This is a genomic window from Bradyrhizobium sp. CCBAU 45384, assembly GCF_028128665.1.
GTDB classification, from domain to species: Bacteria; Pseudomonadota; Alphaproteobacteria; order Rhizobiales; family Xanthobacteraceae; genus Bradyrhizobium; species Bradyrhizobium manausense.
Window position 1 is genome coordinate 292,051 of sequence record NZ_LBIZ01000116.1, and the last position, 15,984, is coordinate 308,034.

General features: G+C 65.1%; 14 protein-coding genes. 4 read left to right on the top strand and 10 right to left on the bottom strand.

Annotated elements, in window-relative coordinates; genetic code table 11:
* Positions 1 to 14: 14 nt before the first annotated feature.
* From XH80_RS30865 to cnbZ, 4 genes are read left to right on the top strand one after another with little or no spacing between them, the layout of a single operon-like run.
* Complete coding sequence (locus XH80_RS30865) at positions 15 to 2,582, top strand: sensor histidine kinase (RefSeq protein ID WP_271601840.1); 2,568 nt, start codon at positions 15 to 17, stop codon at positions 2,580 to 2,582.
* Positions 2,579 to 2,968 carry a response regulator gene (locus XH80_RS30870; RefSeq protein WP_057753253.1) on the top strand — a complete coding sequence of 130 codons (390 nt, stop codon included), beginning with the start codon at positions 2,579 to 2,581 and terminating at the stop codon, positions 2,966 to 2,968. Before XH80_RS30865 ends, XH80_RS30870 begins: the two co-directional genes overlap by 4 nt.
* Entirely contained in the window at positions 2,965 to 4,215 is a 1,251-nt protein-coding gene (locus tag XH80_RS30875; RefSeq protein WP_271601841.1) for an adenylate/guanylate cyclase domain-containing protein, read from the top strand. The genes XH80_RS30870 and XH80_RS30875 overlap by 4 nt, the downstream gene beginning before the upstream one ends.
* 8 nt (positions 4,216 to 4,223) lie before the next feature.
* Entirely contained in the window at positions 4,224 to 4,970 is a 747-nt protein-coding gene (cnbZ, locus tag XH80_RS30880; RefSeq protein ID WP_271601842.1) for a 2-amino-5-chloromuconate deaminase CnbZ, read from the top strand.
* Here cnbZ and XH80_RS30885 read toward each other — a convergent pair.
* The 10 genes from XH80_RS30885 to XH80_RS30930 form a co-directional block, all read right to left on the bottom strand.
* The gene (locus XH80_RS30885; RefSeq protein WP_271601843.1) at positions 4,967 to 5,854 is read right to left on the bottom strand and encodes an ABC transporter permease; all 888 of its coding nucleotides are present in this window, start codon (positions 5,852 to 5,854) and stop codon (positions 4,967 to 4,969) included. The genes cnbZ and XH80_RS30885 overlap by 4 nt on opposite strands.
* A 3-nt stretch (positions 5,855 to 5,857) precedes the next feature.
* Positions 5,858 to 6,799: an ABC transporter permease gene (locus XH80_RS30890; RefSeq protein WP_220000800.1), complete on the bottom strand. Its 942-nt coding sequence runs from the start codon at positions 6,797 to 6,799 to the stop codon at positions 5,858 to 5,860.
* Between the two features lie 10 nt (positions 6,800 to 6,809).
* Positions 6,810 to 8,318 carry an ABC transporter substrate-binding protein gene (locus XH80_RS30895; RefSeq protein ID WP_271601844.1) on the bottom strand — a complete coding sequence of 503 codons (1,509 nt, stop codon included), beginning with the start codon at positions 8,316 to 8,318 and terminating at the stop codon, positions 6,810 to 6,812.
* A 22-nt stretch (positions 8,319 to 8,340) separates the two neighbouring features.
* Positions 8,341 to 9,447, bottom strand: a complete 1,107-nt coding sequence (locus XH80_RS30900) for an ABC transporter ATP-binding protein (protein WP_271601845.1) — start codon at positions 9,445 to 9,447, stop codon at positions 8,341 to 8,343.
* Entirely contained in the window at positions 9,447 to 10,430 is a 984-nt protein-coding gene (locus XH80_RS30905; protein WP_271601846.1) for an ABC transporter ATP-binding protein, read from the bottom strand. Before XH80_RS30905 ends, XH80_RS30900 begins: the two co-directional genes overlap by 1 nt.
* Positions 10,427 to 11,137: a DUF1028 domain-containing protein gene (locus XH80_RS30910; protein ID WP_271601847.1), complete on the bottom strand. Its 711-nt coding sequence runs from the start codon at positions 11,135 to 11,137 to the stop codon at positions 10,427 to 10,429. The genes XH80_RS30905 and XH80_RS30910 overlap by 4 nt, the downstream gene beginning before the upstream one ends.
* Positions 11,138 to 11,146: 9 nt before the next feature.
* The gene (locus XH80_RS30915) at positions 11,147 to 12,952 is read right to left on the bottom strand and encodes a gamma-glutamyltransferase family protein (RefSeq protein WP_057753239.1); all 1,806 of its coding nucleotides are present in this window, start codon (positions 12,950 to 12,952) and stop codon (positions 11,147 to 11,149) included.
* 82 nt (positions 12,953 to 13,034) lie between these two features.
* A complete protein-coding gene (locus XH80_RS30920) occupies positions 13,035 to 14,024 on the bottom strand; it encodes an ABC transporter ATP-binding protein (RefSeq protein ID WP_271601848.1) in 990 nt (329 codons plus the stop codon).
* Positions 14,021 to 15,007 (bottom strand): ABC transporter ATP-binding protein, encoded by a 987-nt coding sequence (locus XH80_RS30925; protein WP_271601849.1) that lies wholly within the window; start codon positions 15,005 to 15,007, stop codon positions 14,021 to 14,023. The genes XH80_RS30920 and XH80_RS30925 overlap by 4 nt, the downstream gene beginning before the upstream one ends.
* A 13-nt stretch (positions 15,008 to 15,020) precedes the next feature.
* On the bottom strand, positions 15,021 to 15,983 hold the full coding sequence (locus XH80_RS30930; RefSeq protein ID WP_271601850.1) for an ABC transporter permease: 963 nt from the start codon (positions 15,981 to 15,983) through the stop codon (positions 15,021 to 15,023).
* Position 15,984: the final 1 nt, after the last annotated feature.

The window sequence follows — 15,984 nt, forward strand, 5'->3', positions numbered from 1 at the left end:
CTAGGCTCGGGGAAATGAGCATTTCCGTCCATCCCGACACCCCGCAGACCAGGACCCTGCCGAGCGCGGCCGGGTCCGCCACGACGGGGCGGGGGATCAGGACCCGCCTGTTCACCAAATATGTCGCGCTGTTCGTGGCCGTGGTCGCGGTCGCCCTGCTGACCAATGGCCTGTTCGAGGTCTTGTTCTACTACAGGGAACACAAGGCCGCCCTGATCCGGGTCCAGCACGAGCAGGCCGAGGCGGCCGCCGCCAAAATCAGCCAGTTCATCAAGGAGATCGAGAGCCAGCTCGGCTGGACCACGCAGCTGCCCTGGTCTGCGGGTTCGATCGAGCCGCGCCGGTTCGATGCGCTGCGGCTGCTGCGTCAGGTGCCTGCAATCACCGAGCTCGCCCAGCTGGATTCGACCGGCAAAGAGCGGCTGCGCGTCTCGCGGCTGGCGATGGACGCGATCGACAGCGGCGTTGATCTGTCGAGCGATCCGAAGTTCACCGAAGCCGTCGCGCACAAGGTCTATTATGGACCGGTGTATTTTCGCCGCGAGTCCGAGCCCTACATGACACTGGCGCTGGCCGGGGCCAGGAAGGATGCCGGGGTCAGCATCGCCGAAGTCAATTTGAAGCTCATCTGGGACGTCGTCTCCCAGATCAAGGTCGGCCAGCATGGGCACGCCTATGTGGTCGGCCCCGAGGGGCGGCTGATCGCCCATCCCGACATCAGCCTGGTGCTGCGCAATACCGACATGTCCGGCCTCGCACAGGTCCGCGCAGCGCAGGCCGGCGGCGGCGTCATGCCCGATGCGCTTCAGGAGGCGATCAACATCCAGGGCCAGAAGGTTCTGACCGCCTCGGCCCCGATCGAGCCGCTACACTGGACCATGTTCGTCGAGCTGCCGGTCGAGGAGGCCTATGCCTCGCTCTATGCCTCATTGCAGCGGCTCGCGATCGTGCTGCTCGCTGCCTCGATCTTCGCAGTGCTGGCGGGGATTTTCCTGGCGCGCCGCATGGTCGGCCCGATCCAGGCACTGCGCAGCGGCGCCGAGCGGATGGGCGGCGGCGATTTCTCCCAGCGCATCTCGATCAAGACCGGCGACGAGCTGGAAGGGCTCGCGGACCAGTTCAACGACATGGGCTCGCGGCTGCAGGAATCCTACGCCGACCTCGAAAACAAGGTCGAGCAGAGGACGGCAGAATTGCGGGAAGCGCTACAGCAGCAGACCGCGACCGCCGATGTGCTGAAGGTGATCAGCCGTTCGACATTTGATCTACAGACCGTGCTTGACACGCTGGTGGGATCGGCTGCCCGCCTGTGCGATGCCGACGAAGGAACGATCTTCCGGCCCCGCGATGGCGCCTTTTATCTGGCAGCGAGCTGCGGCCTCGATGCGGAGCAGGAGAACAAGCTTCGGACATTTGCTTCCGTGCCGGAGCGGGGAAGTGTCGTCGGACGCACCCTGCTCGATTGCAGGACAGTCCATATTCCCGATGTGCAGGCCGATCCGGAGTATGCACCTTCGTCTGCGCGAAGACGCTCCAACGTGCGTACGATGCTGGGTGTCCCGTTGCTGCGGGAGGGGGCGCCTATCGGCGTCTTCGTCTTGACGCGGCATGTCGTGCGTCCGTTCAGTGAAAAGCAGATCGAGCTCGCCACGACCTTTGCAGATCAGGCTCTGATTGCGATTGAGAATGTGCGCCTGTTCGAGGAAGTCCAGGAGCGCACCAGAGAGCTATCGCGATCCCTCGACGATCTGCGCACCGCCCAGGACCGTCTGGTCCAGACCGAGAAGCTTGCCTCGCTCGGCCAACTCACCGCCGGCATCGCGCACGAGATCAAGAACCCACTCAACTTTGTCAACAATTTCTCGTCTCTCTCGATGGAGTTGATCGACGAACTGAACGAAGTTCTGCAATCGGCGCAGCTCGACAGCAAGGCGAAGGAAGAGGTCGACGAGCTGACCCACATGCTCAAGGGCAATCTCGACAAGGTGGTGCAGCACGGCAGGCGTGCCGATTCCATCGTGAAGAACATGCTGCTGCATTCGCGCGAAGGCTCTGGCGAGCATCGCCCCGCCGACATCAACGCGATCTTGGAGGAAAGCCTCAATCTGGCCTATCACGGCGCGCGGGCCGAGAAGTCCAACTTCAACGTCACGCTCAAGCGCGACTTCGACCCCGCAGCCGGCATGGTCGATATTTACCCGCAGGAAATCACCCGCGTCTTCCTCAATCTGATCTCGAACGGTTTCTATGCGGCGGCCAAGCGCAAGGAGAGCGGAGCCGACGGCTTCGAGCCGACCCTGAGCGCATCGACGAAAAATCTCGGCGATAAGGTCGAGATCCGGATACGCGACAACGGCACGGGTATTCCGCAGGACGTGAAGGAGAAGATGTTCAATCCCTTCTTCACCACCAAGCCGGCAGGCGAGGGCACCGGGCTTGGCCTGTCCATGAGCCACGACATCATCGTGAAGCAGCACGGCGGCACGATCGACGTGAACACCACACCCGGTGCCTTCACCGAATTCATCATCACCCTGCCGCGCGCAATGGCGGCAAGCGGCACTTCGGGAGGCAAGACGTGAACGTTTACATCCTGGTCGTCGATGACGAGCCCGATGTCGAGGCGCTGTTCCGGCAGCAATTCCGGCGCGACCTGCGTGCCGGCCGTTTCCAGATGGAGTTCGCACCCTCTGCGCCCGATGCGCTGAAGCGTGCCGCCGAGGTGCGCGATCCCTCGCTGATCCTGATCCTGTCCGACATCAACATGCCCGGCATGAGCGGGCTTGATATGCTGCCCAGGGTGCGCGCCGAGCATCCGAATGTTCCTGTGATCATGATCACGGCCTACGGTGATGCCGAGACGCATCGCAAGGCGATCGAGCGCGGCGCCAGCGGGCTCCTCACCAAGCCGATCGACTTCGCGCAGCTGCGCCAGCAGATCGACACGAGGCTCGAGCAGGCGGCATGACCCCGACTATTCTCTTCGTCGACGATGAGCCCGATCTCGAGGCGCTGATCCTGCAGAAATTCCGCAGGAAGATCCGTGACGGGCTTCTCGCCATCATGTTCGCACGCGACGGTATCGAGGCGCTGGAGTCGCTCGAGCAGAACCCGCATGTCGACATGGTGGTCTCGGACATCAACATGCCCAGGATGGACGGGCTGTCGCTCTTGCAGAAGCTGCAGGAAGCCGAGGACAAGAAGTCGACCATCATCGTCTCGGCCTATGGCGATATGAGCAATATCCGCACCGCCATGAACCGCGGCGCGTTCGATTTTCTCACCAAGCCGATCGACTTCGCCGACCTCGAAACGACGATCGAGAAGACGCTTCGCCACATCGAGATGCTACGCGAGGTGCGGCGCCGTCAGGCGGAAGCCGAACGGGCCCACGCCGCGCTGTCGCGCCACTTCTCGCCCGAGCTCGCCAAACGCCTGGCGGCAGGCAGCGATAGCGAGGGTATCGAGGTGCAATGGCGCGATGTCGCCGTCATATTCACTGATATCACCGGCTTCACATCGCTGGTCGAGAGCGCAGCGCCCGAGACATTGGGCGGGCTCCTCAACGAATATGTCGGTGGGATGACCGAAGTGATCTTCGCGCATGAGGGGACGGTTGCCAAGATCATCGGCGATGCGATCCACGTGCTGTTCAATGCGCCCGGCGATCAGCCCGACTATGCGACGCGTGCGGTGGCCTGCGCACACGATCTCGACCGTTGGGCGCAGGATTTTTGCGTGCGCCAGAAGGCCAGGGGCGTGAATTTCGGCACAACCCGTATCGGCATTCACGCAGGATCCGCATTGGTCGGCAATTTCGGCGGCAATCGTTTCTTCGACTACACCGCCTATGGGGACACCATCAACATCGCGGCGCGGCTGGAGGCCGCCAACAAGCAGCTCGGCACCCGCATCTGCGTCAGCTCCAGTGTCGCCGAGGCGGCGGCGAGCTTTCAGGGGCGCCCGGTGGGTGATCTGATGCTGCGCGGACGCAGCGAACCGCTGCGCGCGTTCGAGCCGCTGCCGCAGGACAAGTTTGATGCGCCCGCGACGGCACAATATGCCGAGGCATTTGCAAGGATGGAGGCGGGCGACGCCGCGGCGATGCCGGCCTTCGCCGCGCTGGTCGGGATGCACGCCGACGATCCGCTCGCCGGCTTTCACTTGAGACGCCTGCTCAACGGCGCCAAAGGCATTCGCATCCAGCTGGATTAGGGTTCGACATGACGCGTGAATTCTCTGCCGGAAATTACCGGTTCATCCCTTCCGTGTTCCAGTATTCTGCTGGTGCTGCTGCCGACGACGGCTATGAGATCGAGCGCGTCAGGTTCGATCGCCTGGTGACGCTGGCCGACGGGTTTACGCTGGCTGCAAACTACATCCAGGCGCAAGGACGTCCGCTGACGGCTTTCTGCGCCTGCGAGCTGCGCTCGCCGGCCGCCTTCAGCGAGGAAGGCTTTCGCGCCTTCAACCTGCATTATGTGAAGACGCTGTCGGAGTGGGGCATCTTCGACGGCAGCACCAATCCGGTGGCACGCAGCAATGTCTGTCCGGAAATCGATCCGCCCGCGGAGCCGTCGTTCCATGCGTTCTCGTTCACGCGCCCGACGACGTCGAAGGCGCCGTCCTTCGTGATCGCCGGTGGTGCCGAGGCGCGCGAAGGCAGCGGCACCTATGTCGAACGTACCGTGCGCTATCGCGACCTCAGTCCGGAAGGCCTGCGCGAGAAGGTGCGCTTCACGACGACCTCGCAGATGGAGAACCGGATGGCGGCATTTGGATTCGGCTGGAAGGACACCACCGGCGTCCAGGCCTATTCCGTGCACGACTTCCATCATGCGCTGGTCGACGAGCTGGTACGGCGCGGCGCGCTGCGCTCGGGCCTGACCTGGCACTTTGCGCGGCCGCCGGTGGTCGACCTGGAATATGAGATGGATTGTCGCCGCGTGATGCGTGAGGTGGTGATCTAACGCTGCCGTGGGTCCAGCGCATCGCGCAAGCCGTCGCCGAGCAGGTTCAGTGACAGCACCACGAGGAAGATCGCCAGCCCCGGCCAGATCGCCATCCAGGGCGCCTGGGTCAGGAAGCGTTGCGCCGCATTCAGCATGCTGCCCCAGGACGGCGACGGCGGCTGCTGGCCGAGCCCAAGGAACGACAGGGCGGCTTCCGCGATGATCGCCGCGGCGATCGACAAGGTCGCCTGGACCAGCAGCGCGGGCAGGATGTTCGGCAGGATGTGGGAGACCGCGATCCGCCAGGGCGGATTGCCGAGCGCGCGAGCAGCTTCGACATAGTCCTCGGCCTTGACGCTCAGCACCTGGCCACGGGTGAGGCGGATGAAGACCGGCGTCGCCGAGATGCCGATTGCGATCATGGCATTGCCGAGGCTCGGGCCGAGGAACGCGGCCAGCGCAATGGCCAGGATCAGGAATGGACAGGCGAGCATCGCATCGGTGATCCGGCTGATCAGCGCATCGACGAATCCGCCGCGATAGCCGGAGACCAGGCCAAGAGGAACGCCGATGCCGAGCGCGATCGCAACCGAGATCAGGCCGGCCAGCAATGAGGCGCGTGCGCCATAGATGACGCGGCTCAGGATGTCGCGGCCGAGCTCGTCGGTGCCGAACCAGTGCGCGGTCGTCGGCGGCTTGCGCACCAGGCTCCAGCTCGTCGCGATGGGATCATAGGGCACGAGCAGAGGCGCCAGCAGTGCGAGCAGGATGAAAACGATGAGGACCACGAGGCCCGCAACCGCCGCCTTGCGCTTGAACAGGCGACGCCGCGCCCGGCGCGCCGGGCTGTCCAGCTCGCCGGTATCAGTGATGGGGGTGGCCGTAAGCACGGCGTCGGTCATGGCCTAGCCCCTCAGCCGCGGATTGACGAGGATATAGGCGAGGTCGGCGACCAGATTGAGCGTGATGTAGACCGTGGCGGTCACCAGCACCACACCCTGCACGACGGCGTAGTCGCGGTTGAACACGGCGTCGACGATCAGCTTGCCGAAGCCGGGAATGGAGAAGATCTGCTCGGTCAGCACCGCGCCGGACAGGAGCGTGCCGAGTTCGAGCGCGCCGAGCGTGATGATCGGCGTGAGCGCATTGCGCATCGCATGCTTGAGAATCACCGAGCGCTCGGACAGGCCTTTCGCGCGCGCCGTGCGCACATAGTCGCTCTCCAGCACCTGCAGCATGGCGCTACGGGTATGCCGCATCAGGATCGCGGCGATGGCGTTGCCGAGCACGAAAGCCGGCATGATGGTGGCGGCCAGGCTCGCGCGCCAGTTCTCGGTCAGCGGCACATAGCCGGAGGCAGGCAGCCAGCCGAGCTCGATCGAGAACAGGAAGATCAGCATGATGCCGAGCCAGAAGTTCGGCGTCGAGATGCCCCACAGCGCAAAGAAATTGGCACCGTAGTCCCAGGCCGTCCCCTTCTTCACGGCCGCGACGATGCCGGCGGGGATGCCGATCAGGAAGGCGATGATGATGGCCATGGCGCCGAGCTGCAGCGTCACCGGCAGCTTTTGCGCGATCAGCTCGCGCACCGGCATCTTGTTGCGAAGGGATTCGCCGAAGTCGCCGACAAGGACGCCCTTGATCCAGTAGACGTATTGCACGGGGACGGGTTGATCGAGCCGGTATTGGTGCCGGATTTGCTCGATCACGGCAGGATCGCGTTCTTCGCCCGCCATCACCAGGGCGGGATCGCCCGGCAGCAATTGCTGCAGCGAGAAAATCAGCACCGACACGAAGAATAGCGTCGGGACGATCTGCGCAAGCCGGCGGGCGAGGAAGTTCAGCATCCGCTTGGCGTCACTTCAGCTTGAGGCCGACGACGCGCACGAGGCCGTCGGGCATCTGCTTGTAACCCTCGAGCTTGGTGGTGTGCGCAATGATGATGCGGCGGTGGTAGAGATAGAGGATGGGCTCTTCGTCCTGGACCAGCTTGGCCAGGATTTCGTAGCTGGCCTTGCGCTTGGCCGGGTCGGTCACGAGCCGCGCGTCCTCCAGGGCCTTGTCGGCCTGCGCATTGTTCCAGTCGCTGTAATTCTGAGGCGCGTTGCTGTGCAGGAAGACGACGCTGTTGCCGTCGGGATCGATGCGGCCGCTCCAGGCGAGCCAGAAGGCCTGATAATCGCCGGCCTCGGCCTGCTTTAGCCCGGTCGCGAACTCGGTCACGCGGATCTTCATGTCGAAGCCGGCTTCTGCGGCCATTGACTGGATCATCTGCGCCGGTGTTTCGTTTTCCGCGCCCTTCGGCACCAGGAAATCGACGCTGACCGGCGGCTTCACGCCAGCTTCCTTCAGCAGGGCCTTGGCCTTCTCCACGTCGCGCGCACGGACCGGAAGGGATTTCTGATAGTAGGGGTGATCAGGATTGACCCATTGATTGCCGACCTGGAACTCGCCGTTGAAGACGACCTGGTTGATCGCCTCGCGGTCGATGGCAAGGTCGAGCGCCTGCCGCACCTTGGCGGACTGGCTGAGCGGGCCCTTGGCTTTGTCCTTGCCGATGTTCAGCGTGATGCCTTGATAGCCGAGCTCGATGGCGGTCGCGACCTTCAGCCGTGAATCGCTACGCACCTCCTTGAGGTCGGTGGCGAGCACGCGCTCGATCAAATCGAGGCCGCCCGATTTCAAATTCGCGAGCCGCACGGTGGTGTCGACGATGGGTTGGAACACGATCCGATCGATAAAGACGTTATCCTTGTTCCAGTAGTCGGCGAACTTCTCGAACACGATGCGATCCTGCTGCACGCGCTCGACGAATTTGTAGGGACCGGCGCAAACCGGGTGCAGGCCGAACTTGTCGCCGGCTTCCTTCGCCGCCTTCGGCGACACCATCATGCCGGCACGATCGGTGAGCTGGGCGAGCAGCGGTGAGAATGGCGATTTCAGCACCAGCTTGATGGTGAGGGGATCGACGACATCGATGTGGTCGACCGAGGCGAGCTCCGGCTTGCGGAACGAGCCGGGGAAGGTCAAGTGACGCTCCAGCGAGAATTTGGCGGCGTCCGCATCGAGTGGCTCGCCGTCGTGGAATTTCACGCCGGGGCGGAGCTTGATGACGAGGCCCTTGCCATCATCGACGGTCTCGCTCGACAGCGCGAGCTGCGGCACGATGTTCAGCTTCTCGTCGATGTCGAACAGCTTGTCGCAGAAGGCGGCGAACACGATGCGGCCGACATAGGTCCGCGCCATGGTGGGATCGAGAATGTCAGGGTCCTCGGCAAGCCCAATCCGCAGCGTGGTCTGGGCCTGCGCGGCTCCAAGCGTCAGCAGGGCAACGGCAGCCGTCGCGGCCAGGCGAAACATCTTCATCGGACAGTCCCCATTGCTCGGGCTACGTGGTTGGTGGCCTTGCACTCTGTATACCAACACCGGCCGGGTTCGCGCCTTCCGTCTTTCGGCTGAAGGCCGCGACTAATTTTGCCAGTGCCGGGGAAAATCCGGCCGCTGCGGGCAGTATCGCGTCGGCCGGGGGCAGCTCGCTGACGCGGTGGCAGGCGGTGGCGTGGCCCGCGCCGTCGGCCACCAGCGCTGGCGCTGAGGTGCGGCAGCGGTCGATCACGAAGGGGCAGCGGGTGTGGAAGCGGCAACCCGCCGGCGGATTGAGCGCGCTCGGGATCTCGCCTTGCAGCACGACCTTCGCCCGCTTGGCGTGAGGCCGGGGCAGCGGGATCGCCGACAGCAGAGCGCGGCTATAGGGGTGGCGGGGCTGGGCGAACAATTCGTCTGCGTCGGCCTCTTCGACGATGCAGCCGAGATTCATCACCGCGACGCGGTCGGCGATGTGTTTGACCACGGCGAGGTCATGCGAGACGAAGATGTAGGCGAGGCCAAGCCGGTCCTGAAGCTCGCGCAGCAGGTTCAAGATCTGCGAACGGATCGAGACGTCGAGCGCCGAGACCGGCTCGTCGCAGATGATCAGCTTCGGCTCGACCGCAAGCGCGCGGGCGATGGCGATGCGCTGGCGCTGGCCGCCGGAGAATTCGTGCGGATAGCGCCGGGCCAGTCGCGGCTCGAGCCCGACCAGCCGCAGCAGCTCCGCGACGCGCTGTGGCCGCTGCGCCGGTGGAACGAGATCGTGCAGCGCCAGGGGTTCGGTCAGGATCTGCGCAACCGTCATGCGCGGATTGAGCGAGGCGTAGGGGTCCTGAAAGATGATCTGCGCCTCGCGGCGGAATTTGCGCAGCGCATCGGCATCGAGCGAGAGCAGGTCGCGGCCGTCGAACCGCACGCTGCCTGCATCCGGCTCGATCAGCCGCAGCACCAGACGGCTAACAGTGGATTTGCCGCAACCGGATTCACCGACCAGGGCGAGAGTCTTGCCCGCCTCCAGGGAGAACGTCACGCCATCGACCGCTTTGACATGCGCCCGCGCCCGGCCGAACAGCGAGCGTTCGGCGACGAAGTGCTTGACCAGTCCGTTGACCTCGAGCAGCGCCATCACGACACCAAAACTTCGAGCGGTGCGCGGATGCAGCGCGAGACGTGGTTCGGGCTGACGTTTATCAGCTGCGGCGGCGCCCTGGTGCAGGCCTCCAGCACGAACGGACAGCGCGCGGCGAAGCGGCAGCCGGCGGGCGGCTGCGCCATGTTCGGTACCATGCCTTCGATGGTCGCCAGCTGCTCGGCGCGATGGTCGAGGCGCGGGATCGAGCCAAGCAGGCCCACGGTGTAGGGATGCTGCGGCGCTGAAAACAATTCGTCGACCGGCGCGCGCTCGACGATCTCGCCGGCATACATCACCGCGACCTCGTCGCAGACTTCTGCGACGACCCCGAGATCGTGGGTGATCAGGATGATGGCGGCGCCGCTGGCCGCCTTCAACTCGCGCATCAGCTCCAGGATTTGCGCCTGCAAGGTGACGTCGAGCGCGGTGGTCGGCTCGTCCGCGATCAGGAGCTGCGGATCGCAGGCTAGAGCCATCGCGATCATCACGCGCTGGCGCATGCCGCCGGAGAGCTTGTGCGGATATTCGTCGACGCGTCGCTCGGGCGAGGGGATGTGCACGCGGCGCAGCAGCTCGATGGCCCGCTCGCGCGCGCTTTTCCGCGAGCCGCCGCGATGGCGCAGGATCGTCTCGATGATCTGGTCGCCGATCGTAAAGCTCGGGTTGAGCGACGTCATCGGCTCCTGAAAGATCATCGCGAGCCGGTTGCCACGGAGATCCCGCAGGGTCTGGTCCGGGGTCTTCAGCAGGTCAAAACCGTCGAAGCGGATCGCGCCAGTAATCTCAGTCGTCTGCTTCGGCAGCAGGCCCATGATCGCCAGCGACGTCACACTCTTGCCGCAGCCGGATTCGCCGACGAGACCGAGCGTCGCGCCATTGGCGACGCTGAGATCGACGCTGTCGACCGCGTGGGTGATACGGCCGTCGTCGCCGTGAAAGCGGACACGAAGGTCCCTGATCTCGATGAGAGGGCTCATGCTTGTCTCGCCCGCGCCGCGGCGATGCTGGCCTCGATGACGCTGCGATCGGTGTTGCCGGCCGGGTTCTTCCGGGTCGGCATGGACGGGCGGAAATGGACCCAGAGCTCGTGACTGACCCGTTCGAGCCGTTCGAGCTCCACGAGTGGATCGGGATGGTCGTCGGCGCGGATGTCCAGCGCCGGCCATTCCTCCTCGCCGTGGATCAGCAGCGCGGCCGATTGCTTGCCGCGCTTGTCGCCGCCGGCGGCTTCGCCTCCGCGCATTGCCGCGAGCAGGCGGCGCGGGAAGGGCAGGCTGTCATTGGCGATATAGGTCTTCGCCGTCTCGGCGAGCACATCGGCACCCGCAAGCATGTTGCCGGCGATCGAGAACCCGCTGCCGGCGATGTGGCCGCACCAGTCGACGCAGTCGCGTCCGGTATGCGCGGCGATCGCACCGCTCGCATCCATGATATGGATTTGCCGGCTCTCGCGGCCGTCGTCTGTCGCGAGCAGCGCGGCGAGCACGTCATGGGCGTTGAGGCCTTCGCGCAGCAGCTTGACGCCGTCGATGCCGTAATAGGGATTGACGAAGGCCTGGGTCGCGATGGCGCCGAGGCCGGCCGCAATGTAGGGCACGCGGGCGCCGACAGCGAAGAAGCGGGTTGCGACCGCAATGCCGAACTGGCCGGTGGCAGGGTCTCGCGCGATGATCGACCAGGTCATGTGCTGCCTTCAGCGTCCTGCGGCGTAGCCCTGCATGCCGCGCGGATTGGCGGCGGCGCGCCGGCGCACCCCGACGCGCGAGGCCGCGGTGAGGCGGCCTTCCGACCAGTCGGGGCCGACCTCGACGATATGTCCGCGCTCGCGCAAATTCTCGATCGTTGCCTTCGGCACGCGGTTCTCGACGACGAGCACGCCGGGACGCGCGGTGCGCGGCCAGAACGAGATCGGGAAATGTTCCGAGTGCCAGGCCGGCGCGTCGATCGACTCCTGGAGATTGAGATTGCAATGGACGTGGCGCAGGAAGAACTGCGTGATCCATTGGTCCTGCTGATCGCCGCCGGGCGAACCCCAGGCCAGATACGGCTCGCCGTCGCGCAATGCCATGGTCGGTGACAGCGTGGTGCGCGGCCGCTTGCCGGGCGCGAGCGAGCCGGGATGGTTTTCCTCAAGCCAGAACATCTGGGCTCTGCTGCCGAGGCAGAAGCCAAGCTCGGGGATAACAGGCGAGGATTGCAGCCAGCCACCCGACGGCGTCGAGGACACCATGTTGCCGGCCTTGTCGATGATGTCGAAATGCACGGTATCGCCGCGCACCTCGCCGAAGCGTCCCACGGTCGGTTCGCCGGCGCCGAGCGCGCCAACCGCCTCGCGCTGCCCTTCGGCGCGGCGGAGCTTGACCACGCCGCCGAAGCCTTCGACGGTGCCGGGCCGGAAGTCGAGCGAGGCCCTGTCGGTGACGAGCTTGCGGCGCTCGTCGTTGTACGCATCCGACAGCAGCGTCGCGATCGGGATGTCGGAGAACTTCGGATCGCCGTAGAATTTTTCGCGGTCGGCGAAGGCGAGCTTTGCGCATTCGATCTGGAGATGGATGAACTCCGGCCCGGTCGGATCGAGCCCGTCGAGCGCAAAGCCCTTCAACAGCGCGAGCTGCTGCAGCGTCACCGGGCCCTGGCTCCAGACCCCGGCCTTGCAGACGGTGTAACGGCCGTAATCGTAAGTCAGCGGCGCTTCGACGGTCGGCTGCCAGCGCGCCATGTCGTCGGCGGAGAGCACCCCGCGATGCGGGGAGCCACTGACGTCCATCACCTCCTGCGTCCGGCAGAACTTGTCGATGGCTTCCGCAACGAAGCCTTGCGACCAGGCCTTGCGCGCACGCTCGATCTCGGCGTCACGACCACCGCCGCCGCTCTCGGCCTCGCTGAGGATGCGGGCGTAAGTCCCGGCCAGCGTCTTGTTGGTGAAGATCGTGCCGGGCTTCGGCACCTCGCCGTTCGGCAAATAGACCGCGGCCGAGGTTGGCCAGTGCTTGCGGAACAATTGCTCGACCGTCTGGATCGTCGCGCAGGCGCGCTCGACCAGCGGGTAGCCGTCGCGGGCGTAAGAAATCGCGGGCTCCAGCACGTCGCGCACGCGCATGGTGCCGTAGTCGCGCAGCAGCATCATCCAGGATTCGAAGGTGCCGGGAACACAGGCCGCGAGCAGGCCGGTGCCGGGCACCATGTCGAGGCCTTCGCTCTTGTAATGCGCGATGGTGGCGCGCGCCGGCGCCGGGCCCTGGCCGCAGATCACCTCGGTGCGGCCGCGCTTCACGTCGTGGACGATGACAGGCACATCGCCGCCGGGGCCATTCAGATGCGGCTCGACGACCTGAAGCGTGAAAGCAGTGGCGACACCAGCATCGAACGCGTTGCCGCCCTTTTCCAGGATGGCCATGCCGACGGCGGTCGCGATCCAGTGCGTTGAGGCGACGACCCCAAACGTGCCCTCGATCTCGGGACGCGTCGTGAAGGGATCCGGATTGACGATGCTGGCCATGGGCTACCTCGTTGACGGCGCGCGCAATTGATCACATCAGGCCCTGGGATGCCAAATGCACAGGCCGCATGGCACGCGCGCGTTATGCCGGGACCGGCGAGGTGTTCACGGCATGGCAGGCGACGCCGTCGATAAGTTTCGGAACTTCCTTGCGGCAAAGCTCGAACGCCAGCGGACAGCGCGGATTGAAGGCGCAGCCAGCAGGCGGATTGATCGGGTTCGGAATCTCGCCCTTCACCGGAATGCGCTGGCGGCCACTCATGGCGAGATCAGGCACGGCGCCGAGCAGCATCTTGGTGTAGGGCATGCGCGGGTTGGAGAACAGCTCGCGTCCCTCCGCGATCTCGACGATGCGGCCGAGATACATCACGCCGACGCGGCTCGCCATGTGGCGGACCACGGCGAGGTTGTGGCTGATGAACATGTAGGTCAGGCCGAACTTGTCCTGGAGGTCGCGCATCAGGTTCAGGATCTGTGCCTGCACGGAGACATCGAGCGCCGAAGTCGGCTCGTCACAGACGATGAACTCGGCGTCGGAGGCGAGCGCCCGCGCGATCGCAATACGCTGGCGCTGGCCGCCGGAGAATTCGTGCGGAAATTTCAACCGATCGTCAGGATGCAGGCCGACGAGGCTGAGCAGCTCGCCGACGCGGGCCTGGATGTCGCGTTCGCCCTGGATCAGGTCGAAGGCGCGGATCGGCTCGGAGATGATGGCATCGACCCGGAAGCGCGGGTTCAGGCTCGCATAGGGATCCTGGAAGATCATCTGGATGCGGCGGCGCAGCTTTCGTCGCGCCTGCGCCTGTCGCGGATCGGTCATCGAGATGCCGTCGATCAGGACGTCGCCGGAGCTCGGCGGCAAAAGGCCGACGACCATCCGGGCCACCGTGGTCTTGCCCGAGCCGGACTCGCCGACGAGAGCAAAGGTCTCGCCCTTCTTGATGTCGAAGGTGACGCCATCGACGGCTTTGAGAAATTCGAGATGCCCACCTTCGAGCACGCGGTTGAGCCAGGGCTTTGAAACGTCGAAGACGCGGCGCAGATTTGTGCCCTGGACGAAAGGCGTGCTCATGCCGCGGTCTCCGCCGGCACGGTGTCATAGAGATGGCAGGCGACCGATTGCGCGCCGTGCGGCAGCGGCTCGGGCCGGTCGATGCGGCAGCGGTCGAATGCGAAGGCGCAGCGCGGGTTGAACGAGCAGCCGCGCGGGATGGCTGAGAGCCGCGGCATCGAGCCGGGGATCTGCACCAGGCGCTTGTCGTCGCCGGCAAGCGTCGGGATCGCGCCCATCAGGCCCTTGGCATAGGGATGCAGCGGGTTCTTGACGACATCCTGCACCGGACCGATCTCGGCGACACGGCCGGCATACATCACCGCGACGCGGTCCGAGGTCTCGGCGATCACGCCCATGTCGTGGGTCACCAGCATCACGGCGGTGCCATGGTCGCGGCCAAGCCGCTTGATCAGCGAGATGATCTGCGCCTGCACGGAGACGTCGAGTGCGGTGGTCGGCTCGTCCGCGATGATCAGCTCCGGCTCGGCACAGATCGCGAGCGCAATCACCACGCGCTGGCGCATGCCGCCGGAGAATTCGTGGGGATAGCCGTCGATGCGCTTTTCGGGCGCGGGAATGCCGACCTCGGCGAGCAGATCGATGGCGCGGCGGCGCGCGGCCTGTTCGGACAAATTGAGATGGGTCCGGATCGTCTCCACAATCTGGTCGCCGACCTTGTACAGCGGATTGAGCGAGGTCAGCGGATCCTGGAAGATCATGCCGATGCGCTTGCCGCGGACGCGTCGCATCTCCTCCGGCGGCAGATTGTCGATGCGCAGGCCGGCGAGGCGAATCTCGCCGCCGGCAATGCGGCCGGGCGGGTCGATCAGGCCGATCACTGAAAGCCCGGTCACCGACTTGCCGGCGCCGGATTCGCCGACCACGCCGAGTACTTCGCCCTTGGCGATGTCGAACGAGACGCCGTCGATGGCGCGCAGTGTGCCGCGGCGCGAGGCGAACTCGACCTTGAGATTGCGGACGGAGAGGACGGGTTCGGTCATGAACGCTGTAGACTCATCGGAGTTTGGGGTTGAGCGCGTCGCGCAGCCAGTCGCCGAGCAGATTGATCGACAGGATCAACGCCGCAAGTGCAATTCCGGGGAAGGCCACGATCCACCATTCGCCTGCGAACAGATAGCCGTTGCCGATGCGGATCAGCGTGCCGAGCGACGGCATGGTCTCGGGCATGCCCGAGCCGAGGAACGACAGCGTCGCCTCGGTGATAATGGCGAGCGCGAGGTTGATGGTGGCGATCACGAGGATCGGCCCGGTGGTGTTCGGCAGCACGTGGCGCAGCATGATCACGGGGGCGGGCAGGCCGATCAATTGCGCGGCCGCGACATAATCCTTGTTCTTCTCGACCAGGACCGAGCCACGCACCGTGCGGGCATATTGCACCCAAAAGCTCAACCCGATCGCAAAGACCAGGACCGCCAGCATGCTCATCTCGTCGAGCTTGTTGCCGAAGACCGATTTGGCGATGCCGTTGATCAGAAGCGCGATCAGGATGGCCGGGAAGGAGAGCTGCACATCGGCGATGCGCATGATCAAACCGTCGACCGCGCCGCCGAAATAGCCGGCCGTCAAGCCGAGCAGGATGCCGATCGCGCCTGACAAGACCACGCCGAGCACCCCGACCAGCAGCGAGATGCGCAGGCCGTAGAGGATCGCGGACAGCACATCGCGGCCCTGCTCGTCGGTGCCAAGCAGGAACGGGCTCTGACCGTCGGCGGTCCAGAGCGGCGAGATGCGCGAATTCATCAGCTGGAGCTGCGCCGGGTCGAACGGATTCTGCACCGACAGCACCGAAGCGAAGATCGCGACCAGGAAGAACAGCAGCGTCACACCCGCCGCGATCATGGTGATCTTGGAGCGGCGGAACGAGTAGAACACGTCGCCGTCGAGCGCGCGCCTGAACCGGCCAGGCGGCGCCGCAGGGCGCTTCTCGGTTGTATGCGGAACGACAGCTTCGCTCATG

Coding starts and splice junctions, on each gene's coding strand:
- XH80_RS30865 (WP_271601840.1), top strand. CDS start 15: ATGAGCATTTCCGTCCATCCCGACACCCCGCAGACCAGGACCCTGCCG.
- XH80_RS30875 (WP_271601841.1), top strand. CDS start 2,965: ATGACCCCGACTATTCTCTTCGTCGACGATGAGCCCGATCTCGAGGCG.
- cnbZ (WP_271601842.1), top strand. CDS start 4,224: ATGACGCGTGAATTCTCTGCCGGAAATTACCGGTTCATCCCTTCCGTG.
- XH80_RS30885 (WP_271601843.1), bottom strand. CDS start 5,854: ATGACCGACGCCGTGCTTACGGCCACCCCCATCACTGATACCGGCGAG.
- XH80_RS30890 (WP_220000800.1), bottom strand. CDS start 6,799: ATGCTGAACTTCCTCGCCCGCCGGCTTGCGCAGATCGTCCCGACGCTA.
- XH80_RS30895 (WP_271601844.1), bottom strand. CDS start 8,318: ATGAAGATGTTTCGCCTGGCCGCGACGGCTGCCGTTGCCCTGCTGACG.
- XH80_RS30900 (WP_271601845.1), bottom strand. CDS start 9,447: ATGGCGCTGCTCGAGGTCAACGGACTGGTCAAGCACTTCGTCGCCGAA.
- XH80_RS30905 (WP_271601846.1), bottom strand. CDS start 10,430: ATGAGCCCTCTCATCGAGATCAGGGACCTTCGTGTCCGCTTTCACGGC.
- XH80_RS30910 (WP_271601847.1), bottom strand. CDS start 11,137: ATGACCTGGTCGATCATCGCGCGAGACCCTGCCACCGGCCAGTTCGGC.
- XH80_RS30915 (WP_057753239.1), bottom strand. CDS start 12,952: ATGGCCAGCATCGTCAATCCGGATCCCTTCACGACGCGTCCCGAGATC.
- XH80_RS30920 (WP_271601848.1), bottom strand. CDS start 14,024: ATGAGCACGCCTTTCGTCCAGGGCACAAATCTGCGCCGCGTCTTCGAC.
- XH80_RS30925 (WP_271601849.1), bottom strand. CDS start 15,007: ATGACCGAACCCGTCCTCTCCGTCCGCAATCTCAAGGTCGAGTTCGCC.
- XH80_RS30930 (WP_271601850.1), bottom strand. CDS start 15,983: ATGAGCGAAGCTGTCGTTCCGCATACAACCGAGAAGCGCCCTGCGGCG.